Raw genomic sequence first — 18,372 nt, 5'->3', positions numbered from 1 at the left:
CTATCTTTGCACCCGCAAATAGAATTTATATTATATAAACAAAACAGTCAAAATTATGTATTTAGACGCAGCTAAAAAGCAAGAAATCTTTGAAAAGTACGGAAAGTCTAACACTGATACTGGATCGCCCGAATCTCAGATTGCATTGTTTTCATACCGTATTTCTCACCTGACAGAGCACTTGAAGCTCCACAGAAAAGATTATACAACTGAAAGATCTTTGACCAAGCTGGTAGGTAAGCGTCGTGCATTGCTCGACTACTTGAAGCGTAACGACATCGAAAGATATCGTAACATCGTGAAAGAGCTTGGTCTGCGTAAGTAAGGCTTTACTTAGAGCGAACGAAACAAAGAAGAGTGCCGTTTGTCCGAGGAGGATAGACGGCACTCTTCTTTGTTTGGGAGTCTCACTATGCACAATATAGGCTCTCTGCGAACGAAGATATACTTCATCGGCAATTTAATATATACTGCAACAGCCAACGAAGATATACTTCATCAGCCAACGAAGTATATCTTCATTTTCAATGGGGTCGGGTTGGCAAATCTAAAGGACATTCAAATATTGAATTTTAGAATGAAATGGAACGCTTTTTTCCTGAAGTAAACAGGCTTTTTATTATTGAGGGAAGTAATGCAACGGCATTATAGAAGGTAAATGACTCTGTTTTTTCGGCAAAGAATGAGTTTGTTTCAAAAATGAAATCAACTTTCATTTTGAGGCAGACTCACATTCTTTCATTATATTTATGCGAATCAGGAGTCAAACGTAGTTATTTCCCAAGAGTTATCACTTCGTTCAGAAGTTAAAGGCCAATAGCCTTGCTTCTGAAAGCGGTACAAAAGGTCTTGGTATCTAACTCCCAGCCCACCAAGCGGGCGATAACTCCTTATAACCCCTTTTTAACTCCTGATTCGCATTATTTTACTTCTTATTCTATTAGCAAATCATCCTGCCCAGTTTTCCCGGTCCAGGTTGCGGTAGCTGATGGCTTCGGCAAGGTGGCGAGGGAGGATAGCTTCGCTTCCGTCTAAATCGGCAATGGTGCGGGAGACTTTCAATATGCGGTCGTAGGCACGGGCAGAGAGGTTGAAGCGTTCCATGGCGGTGCGCAGGAGATTCATGCCGTGTGTGTCGGGTTGGGCATATTGGTGGAGCAGGCGAGAGGTCATCTGTGCATTGCAATGAATGCCAGGAAGGTCGGCAAAACGCTTTGCCTGTATCTGCCGGGCACATATCACACGTTCGCGGATGGCGGCACTCGATTCGCCTTTCTCCCGTTCGGCAAGCTTCTCGAACGGTACGGGGACGATTTCTACCTGAATATCAATGCGGTCGAGCAGTGGGCCGGAGATGCGGTTCAAGTATTTCTGTACCTGTCCGGGTGTGCAGACACAATGGCGTGTGGGATGGTTGTAATAGCCGCACGGACAGGGATTCATAGAGGCTATCAGGGTGAAGCTGGCAGGATAATCCAAGGTGTATTTGGCACGTGAGATGGTGATGCGCCGGTCTTCCAGCGGCTGGCGGAGTACTTCGAGTACACTTCGGTTGAACTCCGGAAGCTCGTCGAGGAACAATACGCCGTTGTGTGCCAGGCTGATTTCACCCGGCTGGGGATTGGTGCCTCCGCCTACCATGGCGACTTGCGAAATGGTGTGGTGCGGGCTGCGGAACGGGCGGACAGCGATAAGTGACGATTCTTTTCCCAACTTGCCTGCTACAGAATGAATCTTGGTAGTTTCTAAACTTTCGGCAAGCGAGAGCGGAGGCAGGATGCTGGGAAGGCATTTCGCCATCATCGACTTGCCGCTTCCTGGTGCTCCTACCATAATAAGGTTATGGCCGCCTGCTGCTGCTACTTCCAGTGCGCGCTTTACATTCTCCTGCCCTTTTACATCGGCAAAGTCGAAAGGAAAGTTCGACTGGCTTCGGTAGAATTCCTCACGGGTGTTGACGACGGTAGGTTCCAGTTCGCGCTTGCCATTGAAGAAGTCGATGACTTCGGTGATGTTTTCCACGCCATATACATTCAGGTTGTTGACCACGGCGGCTTCGCGTGCATTCTGTTTGGGCAGGATGAAGCCTTCGAAACCTTGCTGGCGGGCGCAGATGGCTATGGGAAGGGCGCCTTTGATGGGCTGCAGGCTTCCGTCCAGGCTCAGTTCGCCGATGATGAGGTAGCGGTCGAACTTGTCGGTAGCTACGGCACCCGTCACTCCCAGTATGCCAAGTGCCAGCGGCAGGTCATACGATGAGCCTTCCTTGCGGATGTCGGCAGGAGCCATGTTGATAACTATCTGGCAGGTAGGAAATTTGTATCCGTTGACTTGCAGGGCGGCAACGATGCGTTCATGGCTTTCTTTTACGGCAGAGTCGGGCAGTCCTACGAGGAAGAACTTGATTCCCCGTGAGCTGTTCACTTCGATAGTGACGATGGTGGCGTCTATTCCTTGTACGGCGGCGCCGAAGAGTTTGATTAGCATTTAAGGTCGTATTTAAGGTTTATTTTTTTGTTGTCAGTTCTTTTATTTTGTCATAGAGCGGCTGGCCGTACAGGCCGGTTGCGAAAATCTTACGGTTGTTTCCTATCAGGATATTGTCGGGAAGGGTGTGGATTTGGTTTTGTTTGACCACAACATTGTCCCAGCCTTTGAAGTCGCAGGTTTCTATCCATTGTTTGGTATCTTCCTTGCATGCATTCAGCCACTTGTCTTTTTCGTAATCCAGTGAAATGTTCAGGACTTTGAATTGTTTTTCAGGGAACTTTTTAACCAAGGTTGCCAGCGAATCGCGTCGGGTTATGCTTTCCGGGTTCCAACTAGCCCAAAAGTTGAGCAGGGTGTAGCTGTCTTTTTCTCCACTCCACGAGATGTATTTCCCTTTTCGGTCTTTGCATGAGAAATAGTTGACGTATCCTTCCGATGTCCGTTTGAGGTCGGACTGGGAAGGCAAAGCCTTCAGTACGATGCTAAGCAAGCGGCTGTCCTTGATGTTTCCTGCCAAAGGGGCGATAAGCTGGTCGATTTTCTCCATATCGGGTTGGGGCACCTGGATGAAGTATCGGTTGATGAGGTAGGCAGAGGCAAACGATGTGGGATGCGTCTGGATAAACTTTTCTACTGTTTGTACAATGGATGTAGAGTCTTTTAGCGGTTGCAGTTCTTTTAATAGAGTTCCGTATGCTCCGTTGTCTCCGCTCCCCTGTATGTCGGGTTGTCCGAATGTGCCTGCCAACTTGACTTCTTGCCCACGGTCTGCAAAAAACGGAATCACTTCTCCTTCTGTGGAAACAAGCCGGAAAATGGTGATGGTGTCTGGAAGGAAAGCATATTCGAACTTGCCTTCTTTCGGGAAAATTGTATCAAGACGTGACACGGGGTCATCGTATATTACGAGGATGGGCTTGTCGGACAAGCCTGTCATTTCGGCGTGTAGCACAAAGCGATTGTCCTTCTTGCAGGCAGAAAGGGAAAGCATGATAAGTGCGACGAGTGGAGCAATTGTCTTCATGGCTCTGTGGATATATATTGATTTGCCTGCGAATGTACATAAATTATTTGAAATAAAAAAGCCGGAATGCGTTTTGCACTCCGGCTTTCATTGAAATCTATCAGATAAGATTATTGGATTTCGTTGGCATATTTAGCAAATTCGCGGTCGTTTTGTGCGCTTGCTTTCAAGTTGGCATCTTTCTGAGCCACTTTAGCCATGCTTGACTTAACCAGGTCGGCATTGTTGGTGCGTGCACCTACGATAGCCATCAGATAGTCAGTGTAAGCATCCGGATTCTTAACTGCCGACAATGTGCTCTTAGCTTTGTTGTAATCCTTAGCCAGGATTTGAGCCAAGGCAGCAGAGTTGGTCTTGGTGTCGCCGAAAGCTTGTACGGCACGGTCGTACTGACCTTGTTTGATGTAGAGGTTACCCAAAGCTTCGTTAGCGGTATTAGCACCAGTAGACTTGCTCAGGTAAGTTTCTGCATCAGCTACGTTGCCTTTGCACAATGCGCACAGACCGAGGTTGGTGTTGACTTCGGCAGCGTTGGCGTCTTTGCTTGCGGCTTGCTTGAAGTAGTTTTCAGCAGCGTTCAGGTCGCCTGCTGCGTATGACATCATACCCAGGTTGTTGTATGCACGGTAATCGTTCGGATATTTTTCGATAGCTCTCTTGTAGATGGCTTCCTTGCGTGCGTTGTCCTGAGTCAGGGTAGCTGCATACAGCAATTCGTCTACGCTGATAGAGTCTTCTTTCGCGTCGAATGCGGCGTTGATTTCTTCATCGCTACGTCCGATAACATCGTAGTTGGCGGTCAGGCGTGCACGGCGCAATTGCGGAAGGATTTCATCTGCCAAGGTCTTGTAAACTGAAGAGATGTTCTTGATTTCAGTTTCACGTTGTTCGGGGTCTTGGTACATAGACAAGACGCGCAAGATGAGGTCTTTGTCCTGGATGTTTGATTTAGAAACCAGTTCCTGGAAGCCTTCCCAGTCTTGTGCAGTATATTTAGCGTCAACCTGAGTTTCGATTTCGCCTTTCTTCAATTGCTTGTTCAGGTACTTTTCAGTGTTTTCCTGACGGTCTTCAGCCAAACCGGTGTTCAGTTTCACACCACCATCCGGAGATGCGTAAGCAGAGATTTCGATGTTGTTCAACTTGAAGTTTTTCTTGTCGCCGTTTACTGCAACCACTTTCTTGTTGAAATCCTTGATGCCTTCTGACTTCAGTTCGCTTGCGCGGATGTTAGCCTGTTGGATCAAGAACATGATTTGAGCTTCCTGAGCCTGCTTGATGATGCGTTGGAAAGCGTCTGCTGCGTAGGCTGCATTGGCTGATTCAACGGTCGGAAGTTCAGATGTAGCGATTACACCGTCGGCAATCTTTACAGAAGGGATGGTGTATTCTTTCTTTCCTTTCTTGATTTTGAAATCAAGATACAGTTCAGATTTAGCCATTTCCGGAACGTAGTCGAAAGAGGCTTTCATCGTATAAGTACCACCAGCCTTGTAAGATATGGTCTGGTCGTTGCCTTGTACTTTTTCGCCTTGGAACTTGGCGGGTTGGCCTTTGGCTTCGCCACCATCCCATCTCAAGACCGGAGTGACTTCAACGGTCGCATTTTTCTTGAAATACTTTTCAGGGAACTTGCCCGTGATAGTTACAGGCACCTTGCCACCGATAGCTTCCAATACTTCAGGATCAGTTGTGAAATAGCTCGGGTCTAATTCACCCATCTTGCTACATGAAGAGAAAGCAAGAACTAACAATGCCACTAAGGGCAAATACAACTTTTTAATCATGATTTTTACTATTTGGTTTGTTATAAAATATAATCTAGTTGTTTTTTTTACTTCGTTTTTATATTTGGGGCAAAGATAAGAAAAACTCCATTAGCTGTTAACTTTTTGCTCGTTTTTTTTAAACAGATACTAAAAAAAAGATTAAAACGGGGCAAAAGTGCTCACTCGGATTGCTTTTTCTTGTTCCGTGGGTGGTGTTCGATGATTTCTTGCCGCAACATATTGCGGTCGATGTGGGTATAAATCTCGGTGGTGCCGATGCTTTCGTGTCCCAGCATACACTGGATGGCACGCAGGTTGGCACCGCCTTCGAGCAGATGGGTGGCGAACGAGTGGCGGAAAGTATGGGGGCTGATGCTTTTTTTTAGTCCGATTTGGTCTGCCAACTCCTTTATTATATGAAACACCATAATGCGCGAAATGTTCTTGCCTATCCGGCTGATGAAGACAAAATCTTCGTAACCGGGGCGGATTTTTGTTTCTTCGCGTTCTACGAAGTAATTCTTCAGCTCGTTGACGGCACGGGGAGAGATGGGTACCAGGCGTTGTTTGTTTCCCTTGCCTTCCACTTTGATAAAGCCTTCGGAAAGGTAGAGGTCGGATAGCCGGAGGTTGCAGAGTTCCGATACGCGAAGTCCGCAGCTGTACAAGGTTTCCAGAATGGCGCGGTTGCGTTGGCCCTCGGGGGTGCCTTGGTCGATGGCTCCGATAAGTGCATCTATTTCTCCCACGGTCAGTATGTCGGGAAGGTGTTTGCCTATCTGTGGTGATTCGAGCAGTTCGCTCGGGTCTTGCCGGATATAGTCGTCGAGGGTAAGAAAGCGGTAGAACGAGCGTATTCCTGAAAGGATGCGGGCTTGCGAACGAGGGTGGATGCCGATATCGTGGAGGCCAGCTGAGAAGTTTTCTAGGTCCTGCAAGGTGGCTTCTGTGCAGTCGATGCCCTCCAGAGTGAAGTAGGCGAGGAGTTTGTCGAGGTCGGTGAGGTACGCCTGTATGGTGTTTTCCGACAGAGACTTTTCCAATTTCAGGTATTGTCGGTACTTTGTTATAATCTTCTCGTTGGTTTTCATTTCTTTTTCGTATCTTTGTGCCGGATTTTGCAGCAAAGTTATTAAAAAGTTTACTTCGTGAATATGATGAAGATACAAATAATCAATGGTCCCAATATTAATCTGTTGGGGAAACGCGAACCTTCCATTTATGGTTCGACTTCGTTCGAAGACTATTATCAGACACTTAAAGAGCGTTATCCCGATGTGGAACTCGATTATTTCCAGTCGAACGTGGAGGGCGAGCTAATCAACAAGATTCATGAAGTGGGATTTTCTTCCAACGGAATCATCCTGAATGCCGGAGCTTACACTCATACTTCTATCGCTTTGCAGGATGCTATCCGTTCTGTTACCACTCCGGTCATCGAAGTTCATATTTCGAATGTGCATACCCGGGAAGAGTTCCGGCACAAATCGATGATAGCGTGTGCGTGTAAAGGTGTGATTTGTGGCTTCGGCCTGGATTCGTACCGGCTGGCTCTGGAAGCGCTTCTAGGTACTAGTAGACCAGGTACTAGGAACTAGGTTTTAGATACTGGTTGACTGGATGTTAGGTAAAGCATTTTAGAACCTAGTTCCTAGTGCCTGGTCAACTGGTCACCTCAAATATAAACACTAAAAACTTAAAACTATATGATGCTCAAACAAACAAAAATCGTTGCGTCTATTTCAGACTTACGTTGTGATGTCGATTTTATCCGCGACCTGTTTAACGCGGGGATGAATGTGGTGCGTATGAATACTGCCCACGCCAGCCGCGAAGGGTTCGAGACATTAATTAATAATGTGCGCCAAGTATCCAACCGAATCGGTATCCTGATGGATACAAAAGGACCGGAAGTGCGTACAACGGCAAGTGCCGAAGGACACATCGATTTCAAGACCGGCGAACGGGTAACTATCGTCGGCAAACCCGAACAGGAAACGACGCATGAATGCATCGCCGTCAGCTATCCGGGATTTGTAAACGACCTGTCAGTGGGTGCAGATGTACTGATTGATGATGGCGACCTGGAGCTGCGGGTGATAGACAAGAACGAAGATACCTTGTTCTGCGAAGTTTGCAATGATGCTACACTGGGAAACCGCAAGAGCGTGAATGTGCCTGGCGTGCGTATCAATCTGCCTTCGCTCACGGAAAAAGACCGTAATAATATCTTGTATGCCATCGAAAAGGATATCGATTTTATCGCCCACTCTTTTGTGCGCAACAAGCAGGATGTACTTGATATCCGCGAGATACTCGACGCTCATCAGAGTGATATCCAGATTATCGCGAAAATCGAAAATCAGGAGGGTGTGGACAATATCGATGAGATTCTGGAAGTGGCAGACGGGGTGATGGTAGCCCGTGGAGATTTGGGCATCGAAGTGCCGCAGGAGCGCATCCCCGGCATCCAGCGCAAGCTTATCAAAAAATGTATCCTGGCACGCAAACCGGTCATTGTGGCTACCCAGATGCTTCACACGATGATAAACAATCCGCGTCCTACCCGTGCCGAGGTGACCGACATTGCCAATGCCATCTATTACCGCACCGATGCCCTGATGCTGAGTGGCGAAACGGCATACGGCAAATATCCGGTAGAGGCAGTGAAGACCATGGCAAAGATTGCCGCACAGGCGGAAAAAGACAAGATGGAAGAAAATGACATACCTATTCCTTTGACTCCGGACAATACTGATGTGACCAGCTTCCTGGCAAAACAGGCGGTACGTGCCACCACGCTGATGCCTATCCGTGCCATCATTACCGACAGTTTCAGTGGACGTACGGCACGCAATCTGGCTGCTTTCCGTGGTAAATATCCTGTGCTTGCCATCTGCTACAAGGAAAAGACAATGCGTCATCTTGCCTTGTCGTATGGAGTGGAGGCTATCTATATGCCCGAAAAGGCAAACGGACAGGAGTATTATTTCACGGCATTGCGTAAGTTGCTGAGCGACGGTGTGCTGACTCCGAAAGAAATGGTAGCATACCTGAGCGGCGGTAAGAAAGGCACGCACACTTCGTTCCTCGAAATCAACCAGGTGGACGATGTGCTGGAAGATACCGAGAACTATGTGTTGCCGAACCGGAACAGATATTTATAATTAGAGGTGACTAGTTAACTAGGTACCAGGTGACTAGGTTTTAGATACTAAGCCAACCTGGCTATTTAAAACCTAGTCAACTAGTACCTTGTCAACTGGTCAACTGAGATATGAAAGAAACCGACGCATTGGATGCATATATCCTCGGACATATTGATGAGGAGAGCGATTACCTGAAGGCGCTCTATCGGGCTACGCATGTCAAGTTGTTGCGTCCTCGTATGGCTTCGGGACACCTGCAGGGGCGGATGCTGAAGATGTTTGTCACAATGATACGTCCACGGCAGGTGCTTGAAATAGGTACGTACAGCGGCTATTCGGCATTGTGTCTGGCAGAGGGACTGGAAGAAGGGGCGATGCTCCATACCTTTGAAATCAATGACGAGCAGGAAGACTTTACCCGTCCGTGGCTGGAAGGTTCGCCCTATGCCGACCGCATCCGCTTCTATATTGGCGATGCCTTGCAGATAGTGCCAACGATGGACATCACGTTCGACCTTGCTTTTGTTGACGGCAACAAGCGGGTCTACATAGATTACTATGAGATGATACTGCCCCGGCTCCGCAAGGGAGGGTATATCATTGCTGATAATACGCTGTGGGACGGACATGTGCTGGAAGAACCCCGGAGTGCTGATGCACAGACCATCGGCATCAAGCGGTTCAATGACCATGTAGCTTCCGACCGGCGTGTGGAAAAAGTTATCCTTCCCCTGCGGGACGGGTTGACGATAATTCGAAAACTATAGGTAGCAGGTACTAGGCATTAGTTGACAGGTATAAATGATAAACCAATGTATTTAAGACCTAGTCATCTAGTACCTGTTAACTAGCCACCTGAAAACATAAACCAAAGAAATATATGGAAACAACCAGACAAAACAAGATAGCCCGGCTGATTCAGAAAGAGCTGAGCGAGATGTTCCAGCAGCAGACGCGGACAATGCACGGCGTGTTGGTATCGGTAAGTGTGGTGCGTATTAGCCCCGATATGAGTTATGCACGTGCTTACCTTAGTGTGTTCCCTTCGGAACGTGCTGAAGAGATAGTGAAAAATATCAATGACAACGTGAAGTCCATCCGCTACGAATTGGGTACCCGTGTGCGTTATCAGCTTCGCATCATCCCCGAACTGAAGTTCTTTGTGGATGACTCGTTAGATTATGCCGCACACATCGACGAGTTGCTGAAGAAATGAATTTCCCCTTCTATATCGCCCGCCGATACCTGTTTTCGAAGAAGTCGCACAATGCCATCAACGTCATTTCCGCCATCTCTGTGTGTGGAGTGGCACTTGCTACGTTGGCGTTGGTGTGTACCCTGTCGGTATTCAACGGCTTTCAAGATCTTGTGGCATCGTTTTTTACCGCCTTCGACCCTCAATTGCGCATTACAGCAGTGCGCGGTAAGGTGTTCGATGGGGAAGACCCGCGTATCCTTGCTTTGCGGCAGATGCCCGAGGTAGCGGTATGGTCGCGCTCGCTCGAAGACAATGCCATGGTGCAATACCAGGGCAGGCAGGCAATGGCGGTTATCAAGGGTGTGGAAGACAACTTCGATATTCTCACGCCTATCGACAGTATCCTTTACGGACGCGGTGAGCTGACCTTGCACGATGAGGTGGCTCACTATGCCATCCCCGGCATTCAGCTGCTCGCCACATTGGGCAGCAGCATCCGTTTCCTTGACCCTCTAGAGGTGTACGCTCCCAGGCGCGGTGCGAAAGTGAACCTTGCCAATCCTTCTACGGCATTTGTCACCGGTAGCCTGTTTTCTTCCGGACTGGTTTTTTCGGTCAATCAGGAAAAATACGATGCCTCTTACATCCTGACTTCCATCGACTTTGCCCGTAGTCTCTTCCAATACACTACCGAAGTGAGTGCTGTCAATCTCCGCCTTGCTCCCGGTGCCGATACCGAAGCGGTGAAGCGGCAGATTCAGCAGCAGCTAGGTGGTGACTTCCGTGTGGAAGACCGCTATGAGCAGCAGGCGGATACCTACCGCATCATGCGTGTGGAAAAACTTATCTCTTACCTTTTCCTTACATTCATTCTCGTGATAGCTTGCTTTAACATCATCGGTTCGCTCTCAATGCTCATCATTGATAAGCGTGATGACGTGGCAACCTTGCGTAACCTGGGTGCGAGCGACAAGCAGATAGTCCGTATCTTCCTTTTCGAGGGACGGATGATTTCGTTTATTGGCGCATCGGTGGGCGTGGTGCTGGGACTGATACTCTGCTGGGTGCAACAAGTATTCGGGCTGATAAAATTAGGCAGTTCGGGCAGCTTTGTGGTCGATGCTTATCCCGTCAGTGTGGAAGTGACAGATGTGGCAGTGGTCTTTGTCACCGTCCTCGTGGTAGGTTTCCTATCGGTGTGGTATCCCGTGCGTTATCTTAGCAAGCGGTTGCTGAAGTGACAGCTTTTAGTAAGACTCGGTGTGTCATCTGTGTCATTCCCAAGGAGTGTGTGGGCAATGCATAGTGCAAAAGATAGACAACGGATTGAAAACGAGTTTAATTCGTTATTTCAATTTTCGGCAAAAGTCGTCAGAATGTAAAGTGCCGCTTACATGTTATCCATAAACTGTTTATCTTAGGGATGTTTTTTTAAGGAAAACAGTTATGACAGACAAAAAGTTTATTGAATATCAGCATTTTACTCAATTGCCATGTAAAGGCGTATCGGATATTCAATTTTTCTGATTCCGAACTCACGTGATAAATAGAAAACATTACCTTTGCATTGGTAAAAACATGAACTGATGCAGAGCCTTTATCAATGAATAGAATAAGTTCGTCCAGATGAAAAAACTTCTTTTCATAATCGTATCCATAGCAACGGTAGGGTTGTTCCTTATCGGAATGAAGCCGAAGATAAATCCTTTTGTCTCTGCGTTTGACAAGGACGGTTATGTGACATTCTCCGGGAGTGGGATGAATTTTCTTTTTGATACGGGAGCGAATATTACCTTGCTTTATGCTGATACCGTGCCGGAGTCTTTTTATCCTTTTATGCAGGCGGACGCGAAAGATATAGCCGGCAATGATTTTTCAGTGAAGAAATATTTTTCGTTTTATACGTGTTTGGGGAATATCGAAGGGAATTTGTGGACAGTCATCTTATTGCCGCGGCGTTTTCAATGGCAACATATCCATGGGGTTATAGGTACAGACATGATAGACCGTTGTAATTGGTTGCTTGATTTTGAAGAAGGTACAATCTCTAATGTTCATCCGTTTGTTTCCGGAACTCCGGATATGGTCTTGCGCTATAAGAAAGAACGAGGCTTGTATTATGTGGAGGGAATGGAACTGAATGGCGTCAAATGCTCTCATGTCTTGATAGATACGGGGTATGACCGGAGTGATTTCTTATTGCCAAAGCAGGATATAGAACAAATGTCTGACGCTTGCTTTTTGAAAAAAGATACTTGTTATGGCTTTATGGATGCAGGAAGTGTGATAACGGTTTATGAAGTGGCGCAAGGGAAAGTAAATCAAAAGCTATTTAAAAATGTGACGTTGGCAACATTGGCATCTCGAAGAACAATAGGCATTTCGTTTTTCAAGCGTTTCTCACAAGTCGTATTGGATACTCGCAAGCAGGAGATAAGATGCTATTGTTTAAATGAATAATCAGGATTAGGAATAGGTGATTTGAAATAAATCGTTATCTTTGCGGTTATGATTCGAAAAAAGAGAAATATAAAGTAAACAAAAAGCAACAAAATGAAAGAAAGCATTACAGACCGCTATATCGGCATCGGAACAGGTGTCGGGGTAGTTCTTGGTTTTATATTGAAAATGGTGTTAGACTCTTCAGCCGGACTTGTTATCGGTATTGGTTTGGGCGTGTTTGGCGGAAGTATGGCGGGCCTGATCAAACAGATGAGTCGGAAAAGCAATATGGATAAGAAGAAATTAGCATTCTATTTCTGGTGCGGATGTGCAATAGGAGTTGTGGCAGGCATCGTGGGTATGGCATTTTATTTGATTGAAAATGGATAATTTTCCTATACCTATATTATATAAGGAGAAAGCCGGCAATCCGTATCAGCATGAAGTGATGAATCTGTTGGCTTTCATCAAGGCGTTTCATCCGCTTCCGTTGGTAGATGAGGCGGCTTTTGCACGTTTCGAGAAGTATGCCGAATCTTTATGCGATAAGTTGGACGAGCGGATGGAACGTCCGGCGTTTCAGGTAGAACTGAACCGTTGGCTGGCTTTGCTTCAAGATGCGCATACATTTGTGATGCTTGACGATACATCGCTTTATCCTTTCACGTTACGTTATTATGAGGGGAGTTTTTATTTTCGAAGTCTTCCGGATTCGGTTCCGGATTGTACAGGGAAGGAACTTATAGCTATTAATGCGTGTCCGATTGGTTCATTGATACAAAAATTAAAGGTTTATGTTCCTTCGGAAAATCAGATAAAGGCTTGTATTACGGGAAGCTTTTTTATGAACAATAAAGCGTTTCTGAACGCTTTGGGGATAGATACGGACAGGGGTGTCCGCTTTATGTTTGCGGATGGAAGTGAAGTGTGTTTGCCTTCGTCTTTAAATGAAGGTGCATCAGGCTTGTATCAGGTGAAGCAGGTTCCGCATCCGGTTACGGCAAGGAGAAACGAGCCTTTTCATTATCAGATAATCGGCGATACGTGTTATTTTCAGTTCAATGCGATGATAGACCGGTTTACTTATTGGCAAGGATGCCGTTTGATGCAGGTCTCTCCAGATAAAGCCGTGGAGGATAGTCTTCCGTTGTTTGCGGATTTCCTGGATGAAATGGCACGTGCAATGGCGGTGCATAACGTGAATCGGCTGGTGATAGACATGCGTTATAATGGAGGAGGGAATAGTGTATTGGGCGATGTGTTGCTTGAATTTCTGGGTGTCTCCCTTCGGGATATTTGTCCGTTTCATTCCTACATCCGTGTGTCTGATTTCTTGCAAACGTGTTATCCTACGCTTTTTATCCGTGACAAGTATGAATCAATGAAAGGGGAGTTGGCGGAACAACATCAAGTAATGAATGATTTTACCGGTGATATGCCGAAGCCTTCCAGTCGTTTTCATGGAGAAGTGGCGTTTATTCAAGGGCAGAATACCTTCAGCAGTGCCAATTATCTGTTGACGCTCATCAAAGACAATGCGCTTTTCCCGATTATCGGGACTCCTACCTCCCAAAAGCCGACCTGTTTCGGTGATGTGCTTTGCGTAGAACTTCCTTATACCCAAACCCAAGCTTACATCAGCCATTCGTATTTTGTACGGCCCGATGAACGGAATCAGGACACGAGTTTATTGCCCGATTCTCTTGTACGAACTTCATTGAAGGATTGGTTGAACGGGAAAGATGCATGTTGGGGTTCATTTTATTGAATATCCGCATTTCCGCCCAATAAACTGTAGGGGCGTATCGCATACGGCCTAAAAGCATCCATATGGATAAGTTGGCGTATTCGGGCGTATGCAATATGCCCCTACAGGGGTCGTTTGCGGATATTCATCAATTATTTTTATTCATGCTTCTTATTCTCCGATTTCTTTCAGCAATTCATCTACGGCTGCTCTCAATTGTGTGTCTTCTCCTTTCACAATCGTTTCGGGAGCGTTCAGCACATAGATGTCGGGGTCTAACTGGGTGTTTTCCAGATAGCTTCCGTCGGGGAGGCGATAGCCTACCACCGGAATGCCGAATACGAGGGTCGGGTCTTGTGTCGTTACCCAGTTTACGCTGGTCATGGTTCCGGGAACGGGCGCACCTACCAGCTTGCCCAGTCCGCGATGTTTGTATACCCACGGGGTGCCGTGTGCGTTCGAGTAGTTCGCTTCACATTGCACCATGATGGAAGGTTTGTTCCAACGTCGGCTGGGCATATCGCAGGTCTCGCGCCCGCGGATGACTTGGGTGAAGTATTTCTTTCCGCTGAACAACACTTCGATGTCCTCGTGCAAGCGTCCGCCTCCATTGAAGCGGGTGTCTATCACGATGCCTTCGCATTGGTTGTATTTGCCCAAGATGTCCGAATAAACCGAACGGAAACTGGAATCATCCATCGATTCGATGTGCACATAGCCCAAACGTCCGTTCGACCAGCGTTTTACGTCCTCCGCCCGTTGCTTTACCCAGCGCGTATAGAGCAAGCCATTCATTGCTCCGTTGCTTATGGGTTTCACCACTTCTTCCCAGCGTTGGTTTGTTTCAGGGTCGTAAAGCGATACCAAGGTTTTCTTGCCTGCCTGTCCATTTAATAAAGGAGTATAGTCTTTATCGGCTTCGAGAGCCTGTCCGTTGATTTTCTCGATAATCACACCGGATTTGGCACGGGTGCTCTTGCGGTCGAAAGGCCCTTTCTCGATGATTTCGGCGATGCGCAATCCGTTGCCCGTATACCCCCAGTCGTACAATAACCCCAGTTGGGCAGTGCTTTCGGTGTCCAGTTCGGGATAGAAGCGTCCGCCGGTATGGGATACGTTCAGTTCGCCCAGCCATTCGCTCAGCATTTCGGCGAAATCATAATTGTTATTGATATGAGGCAGGAACTTGCGGTAGGTCTCCGTCAAGGCATCCCAGTCCACGCCGTGCATGTCCACGTTGTAGAAGCGTGCCTTTTCCTCGCGGTAGATGTTGTCGAAGATGTATTCGCGTTCTTCGTAGGGGTTCATCTTCACTTCGGCACGGTAGGTAATCGGTTCCAGCTTTTCCGATTTCCCGTCCATTTTCTGCATGGTTCCGCCTCCCAGCACGAAGAAATTCCCTTCGCGGTCGGTTTCCATGTTTGCCCAGCGCGCGTCCATTTTGTGCAGAAGCTTGGTTTCATGCTTGCGCAAGTCCATTTTCCACATGTCGAATCCGCCTTCGAACGCAGATAAATAGTACAGGGTTTCCCCGTCTTTCGAGATAGCGGCTGAGGACAAGCGCGATGAGTTGGGCGTGAGGCGCACGATGCGGTCTTCTATGCCGTCCGGTTCAACCGTGATTAATTTCACGCTATCTGTTTTTGCATCCGCTTTTTTATCCTTTTTCTTGTCTTTCGAAGCGGTTTCACCCGCTTTTTCCTGCTCTTTCTCCAGTTCCTTTTGCAATTCGTAATCCTCTTTGCTCAGGCGGAACTTGTCGTATGCGTCCTGGTTCAGGAAGACCATCATCACATCGTCCAGCGAGCCCCACGAGGCATGATTGCGCATACCATACCGTTCGGTGGTGAAGAGCAGGGCGTTTCCGTCCATGGTCCAGCGGGGCATGCCGCTCGTATAACCGCTGTTGGTCAGGTTGATAATCGGGCTTTTCCCGTCGGCGCAAACCAGTCCGATGTCCGAATAAGGCTCGTGCTTGTGGGCGATGAATTCCAGTGCAAACCATTTCCCGTCGGGCGACCACTGATAGTCAAAGCCTCCCGAAAGCGAGTACCACGTAGACCCGTCGGTCACCTGACGCACCTTCTTGCTCTTCAGGTTCAGCACCATGAGGCGGGTACGCCCTTCGATGAAGGCGATTTCTTTCCCGTTGGGCGAGAACTTCGGATAGCTTCGTTCCACGGTTTTCGAGGGAAGCAGGGCTTCTTCTTCTATCAGCGTGGCATTGGGGAAATTCTTTTCTTCTTTACGTACGATTTTTGCGGTGTAAAGTCCGCTTATGCCATCGCGCTCGCTGGCATAGACCAAGGTGCGGTTGTCCGCGCCGAACGAAACGCCTTCTTCGGCTTCGGGCGTATGGGTGATTTGCTTGGTGGTGCCGTATTCGACGGATGTCACGAACACTTCACCCCGCACCACGAACGCCACCTGTTTGCCGTCGGGCGATACCGTAGCTTCCGATGCTCCGCGTGTAAAATTATAAGTGACGGGCATTTCCTCTTCATCGCGGATAAGTGAGATATTGACCTTAGTGGGTTTTCCTCCATTGGGTTGGGTATAGATTTCGCCATCGTAGGTGTAGCAGAGTGTACCGTTGTGGCTCATTGAGAGGAAGCGTACGGGGTTTCCCTTGAATGAAGTAACGGGCTGCACATCAGCAGGGCGGTCCAACGGGAAGCGATAGACGTTGAATGAACCTCCATTGCGTTCGCTCAAGAAGTACACGGTTTTTCCATCGGCACTCAATACAGGGTCGCGGTCTTCTCCCGGTCGGGCGGTCAGGTTGGTATGTTTACCGCTGGTGGTGTCATACATCCATACGTCCCGGGTGATGGATGAAGTGTGATGCTTGCGCCATTCGTCTTCGAATCCTTTCCGGTCCTGATAGAGGAAGAAGGTTCCCGCTGGTGCATAGCACACTTTTTCCGCCGGTGTGCCTAATACTTGTTCAGTGCGTCCGCCCGCTACGGACACTTGATATAATTCGGTCATTGCACTGGTGGGAAACATGGCACTTTCTGCCGGGTCTTGCAGGGAGGCAGAAAACAGTACGTGTTTGCCGTCGGGTGTGAAGGCCGAAGGTGTTTCGTTTGCCGAATTGCTGGTCAGCCGGCGTGCTTCGCCTCCGCTGGCGGGCATCACGAAGATGTCGGTGCTTCCAAAGCGATCGCTGGCGAAAGCAATTTGTTGTCCATCGGGCGACCATACGGGGGTTGATTCATACGAAGGTTGTGTGGTGAGTCGTAGTGCTTCGCCTCCCTTGGCATTCACCTTATAAATATCTCCTTTGTAACAGAAAGCGATTTCGCTTCCATCGGGTGAGATGGCAGCATCGCGCATCCAAAGTGGTGTCGTCGCTTGGAGCGATACGCATCCTACCCCTAACATAAATCCTAATACTGTTTTTTTCATAAACTCTTATGCATTTATAGGCGGCAAAGATACGGAATATTGAAAAAAGAGATAAAAAAAGTGGGGAATTATTTGGAGGATATTATAAAAAACACTTATCTTTGCACCGCTTTCTAAGGAAAGCACGAAAGTTTGGACTATGGTGTAATGGCAGCACAACAGGTTTTGGTTCTGTTTGTCTAGGTTCGAATCCTGGTAGTCCAACGCAAATCAGGTCATTTTAAGGTATAGCCCCGTAAAAACGTCGTTTTTGCGGGGCTTTCCTTTGTAGTACGCTCGGCATGAGTATTAGCTAACGGGTGCAAGTCCCTAATGAGCCCTAATAGCGGGAATCATACAGCCCAAAGCAAGGGTGTCCATCGCGAGTTGGAATCTGAAAGAAGCTTGCGGCAAACATCTGGTCTGACGGACAGAAACTTCATATAAGGCATAAGACTGTGGGTAAGGTTGCATCACAAATCAAAGCCCTATAGCTATTCGGAACGGTTGGTGTAAATGAAGCAGACATAAGATGGAAAGTTAATACCCTTATCCGAGGAGGTCTCACGGACGCATGAGAATAGAGAAAAAAAAAAAAAACAAAAACGAAATCAGCGGAGTAAAGCTTGCCGTGAGAAGTCAGCAGATGTCATAGTAGCAAACGTGTCGATGAGTTTGTGAAGGACTGAACCTAATAATTAAACGATAGTAATTGAAACATACCTAATGAGAGAACGAATGCAGAAAACATTATCTAAAGTTAATGGCTGCCCTCAAAGAGACAGGTCGGAAACCGAATGGTATGGGGGAGTGCAGACTTTCATGTGGATGTGTGAAGACAACATCGTGGAAGTACCATTCGACAAGGAACACCTTTTCGAGCAAATCCTGAGTCCTGCCAATCTTAATCGAGCCTATAAGGCAGTGATTGGTAACAAGGGCTGTGGCGGTATCGACAAGATGTCATGTGAACAATTGTTTTCATGGCTATCAGCCAATAAAGATGCGCTCATCCGTTCCTTGATGGACGGTTCTTACCGTCCGAACCCCGTCAAAAGGGTAGAAATCCCGAAGGACAATGGCAATATGCGCCTTTTAGGAATCCCCACCGTGGTAGACCGTTTGGTGCAACAAGCCATTAACCAGGTTCTGACCCCTATCTA

The 18,372-nt window shown here is 47.5% G+C and carries 14 protein-coding genes, 1 tRNA gene and 1 pseudogene; 11 read left to right on the top strand and 5 right to left on the bottom strand.

Going from position 1 to position 18,372, the window contains the following annotated elements:
* The first annotated feature begins 55 nt into the window (after positions 1-55).
* Complete coding sequence (gene rpsO, locus H9625_RS00080; protein WP_022038638.1) at positions 56-325, top strand: 30S ribosomal protein S15; 270 nt, start codon at positions 56-58, stop codon at positions 323-325.
* 623 nt (positions 326-948) lie between these two features.
* Here the strand turns inward: rpsO and H9625_RS00075 are convergent.
* The 4 genes from H9625_RS00075 to xerD form a co-directional block, all read right to left on the bottom strand.
* Complete coding sequence (locus H9625_RS00075) at positions 949-2,487, bottom strand: YifB family Mg chelatase-like AAA ATPase (RefSeq protein WP_191762667.1); 1,539 nt, start codon at positions 2,485-2,487, stop codon at positions 949-951.
* Between the two features lie 19 nt (positions 2,488-2,506).
* The gene (locus H9625_RS00070) at positions 2,507-3,514 is read right to left on the bottom strand and encodes a thioredoxin-like domain-containing protein (RefSeq protein ID WP_087395356.1); all 1,008 of its coding nucleotides are present in this window, start codon (positions 3,512-3,514) and stop codon (positions 2,507-2,509) included.
* A 110-nt stretch (positions 3,515-3,624) separates the two neighbouring features.
* The gene (locus tag H9625_RS00065; RefSeq protein WP_022038641.1) at positions 3,625-5,301 is read right to left on the bottom strand and encodes a tetratricopeptide repeat protein; all 1,677 of its coding nucleotides are present in this window, start codon (positions 5,299-5,301) and stop codon (positions 3,625-3,627) included.
* Positions 5,302-5,462: 161 nt separating this feature from the next.
* Complete coding sequence (xerD, locus tag H9625_RS00060; protein ID WP_087395352.1) at positions 5,463-6,374, bottom strand: site-specific tyrosine recombinase XerD; 912 nt, start codon at positions 6,372-6,374, stop codon at positions 5,463-5,465.
* 66 nt (positions 6,375-6,440) lie between these two features.
* Here xerD and aroQ point away from each other — a divergent pair, with 66 nt between their 5' ends.
* The 8 genes from aroQ to H9625_RS00020 all read left to right on the top strand — a co-directional run bounded on the left by aroQ (position 6,441) and on the right by H9625_RS00020 (position 13,840).
* Positions 6,441-6,881, top strand: a complete 441-nt coding sequence (gene aroQ, locus H9625_RS00055; RefSeq protein ID WP_087250416.1) for a type II 3-dehydroquinate dehydratase — start codon at positions 6,441-6,443, stop codon at positions 6,879-6,881.
* Between the two features lie 108 nt (positions 6,882-6,989).
* Positions 6,990-8,450, top strand: a complete 1,461-nt coding sequence (pyk, locus tag H9625_RS00050) for a pyruvate kinase (protein ID WP_022038644.1) — start codon at positions 6,990-6,992, stop codon at positions 8,448-8,450.
* A gap of 110 nt (positions 8,451-8,560) precedes the next feature.
* Positions 8,561-9,199 carry an O-methyltransferase gene (locus H9625_RS00045; protein ID WP_087210905.1) on the top strand — a complete coding sequence of 213 codons (639 nt, stop codon included), beginning with the start codon at positions 8,561-8,563 and terminating at the stop codon, positions 9,197-9,199.
* Positions 9,200-9,312: 113 nt separating this feature from the next.
* The gene (rbfA, locus tag H9625_RS00040; protein WP_022038646.1) at positions 9,313-9,648 is read left to right on the top strand and encodes a 30S ribosome-binding factor RbfA; all 336 of its coding nucleotides are present in this window, start codon (positions 9,313-9,315) and stop codon (positions 9,646-9,648) included.
* Entirely contained in the window at positions 9,645-10,871 is a 1,227-nt protein-coding gene (locus H9625_RS00035; RefSeq protein WP_087405707.1) for an FtsX-like permease family protein, read from the top strand. The genes rbfA and H9625_RS00035 overlap by 4 nt, the downstream gene beginning before the upstream one ends.
* 385 nt (positions 10,872-11,256) lie before the next feature.
* A complete protein-coding gene (locus H9625_RS00030; protein WP_191762666.1) occupies positions 11,257-12,090 on the top strand; it encodes a hypothetical protein in 834 nt (277 codons plus the stop codon).
* A gap of 93 nt (positions 12,091-12,183) precedes the next feature.
* A complete protein-coding gene (locus tag H9625_RS00025) occupies positions 12,184-12,462 on the top strand; it encodes a hypothetical protein (RefSeq protein WP_087405709.1) in 279 nt (92 codons plus the stop codon).
* Positions 12,455-13,840, top strand: a complete 1,386-nt coding sequence (locus H9625_RS00020; RefSeq protein ID WP_191762665.1) for a S41 family peptidase — start codon at positions 12,455-12,457, stop codon at positions 13,838-13,840. The genes H9625_RS00025 and H9625_RS00020 overlap by 8 nt, the downstream gene beginning before the upstream one ends.
* Before the next feature lie 150 nt (positions 13,841-13,990).
* Here H9625_RS00020 and H9625_RS00015 read toward each other — a convergent pair whose 3' ends face one another.
* A complete protein-coding gene (locus tag H9625_RS00015; protein WP_191762664.1) occupies positions 13,991-17,230 on the bottom strand; it encodes a S41 family peptidase in 3,240 nt (1,079 codons plus the stop codon).
* Between the two features lie 133 nt (positions 17,231-17,363).
* Here H9625_RS00015 and H9625_RS00010 point away from each other — a divergent pair.
* Both H9625_RS00010 and H9625_RS00005 read left to right on the top strand, forming a co-directional pair.
* A tRNA-Gln gene (locus tag H9625_RS00010) sits at positions 17,364-17,434 on the top strand.
* A 501-nt stretch (positions 17,435-17,935) separates the two neighbouring features.
* Positions 17,936-18,372 (top strand): annotated as a pseudogene (locus tag H9625_RS00005) (group II intron reverse transcriptase/maturase); the annotation flags it as partial.

This window comes from Phocaeicola intestinalis, assembly GCF_014837065.1.
Classification (GTDB): domain Bacteria; phylum Bacteroidota; class Bacteroidia; order Bacteroidales; family Bacteroidaceae; genus Phocaeicola; species Phocaeicola intestinalis.
This window is presented reverse-complemented; position numbering and strand designations above follow the sequence as displayed.

Bases quoted from the DNA above. Each gene is read 5' to 3' on its own strand.
- rpsO (WP_022038638.1), top strand. From the start codon at position 56: ATGTATTTAGACGCAGCTAAAAAGCAAGAAATCTTTGAAAAGTACGGA.
- H9625_RS00075 (WP_191762667.1), bottom strand. From the start codon at position 2,487: ATGCTAATCAAACTCTTCGGCGCCGCCGTACAAGGAATAGACGCCACC.
- H9625_RS00070 (WP_087395356.1), bottom strand. From the start codon at position 3,514: ATGAAGACAATTGCTCCACTCGTCGCACTTATCATGCTTTCCCTTTCT.
- H9625_RS00065 (WP_022038641.1), bottom strand. From the start codon at position 5,301: ATGATTAAAAAGTTGTATTTGCCCTTAGTGGCATTGTTAGTTCTTGCT.
- xerD (WP_087395352.1), bottom strand. From the start codon at position 6,374: ATGAAAACCAACGAGAAGATTATAACAAAGTACCGACAATACCTGAAA.
- aroQ (WP_087250416.1), top strand. From the start codon at position 6,441: ATGAAGATACAAATAATCAATGGTCCCAATATTAATCTGTTGGGGAAA.
- pyk (WP_022038644.1), top strand. From the start codon at position 6,990: ATGATGCTCAAACAAACAAAAATCGTTGCGTCTATTTCAGACTTACGT.
- H9625_RS00045 (WP_087210905.1), top strand. From the start codon at position 8,561: ATGAAAGAAACCGACGCATTGGATGCATATATCCTCGGACATATTGAT.
- rbfA (WP_022038646.1), top strand. From the start codon at position 9,313: ATGGAAACAACCAGACAAAACAAGATAGCCCGGCTGATTCAGAAAGAG.
- H9625_RS00035 (WP_087405707.1), top strand. From the start codon at position 9,645: ATGAATTTCCCCTTCTATATCGCCCGCCGATACCTGTTTTCGAAGAAG.
- H9625_RS00030 (WP_191762666.1), top strand. From the start codon at position 11,257: ATGAAAAAACTTCTTTTCATAATCGTATCCATAGCAACGGTAGGGTTG.
- H9625_RS00025 (WP_087405709.1), top strand. From the start codon at position 12,184: ATGAAAGAAAGCATTACAGACCGCTATATCGGCATCGGAACAGGTGTC.
- H9625_RS00020 (WP_191762665.1), top strand. From the start codon at position 12,455: ATGGATAATTTTCCTATACCTATATTATATAAGGAGAAAGCCGGCAAT.
- H9625_RS00015 (WP_191762664.1), bottom strand. From the start codon at position 17,230: ATGAAAAAAACAGTATTAGGATTTATGTTAGGGGTAGGATGCGTATCG.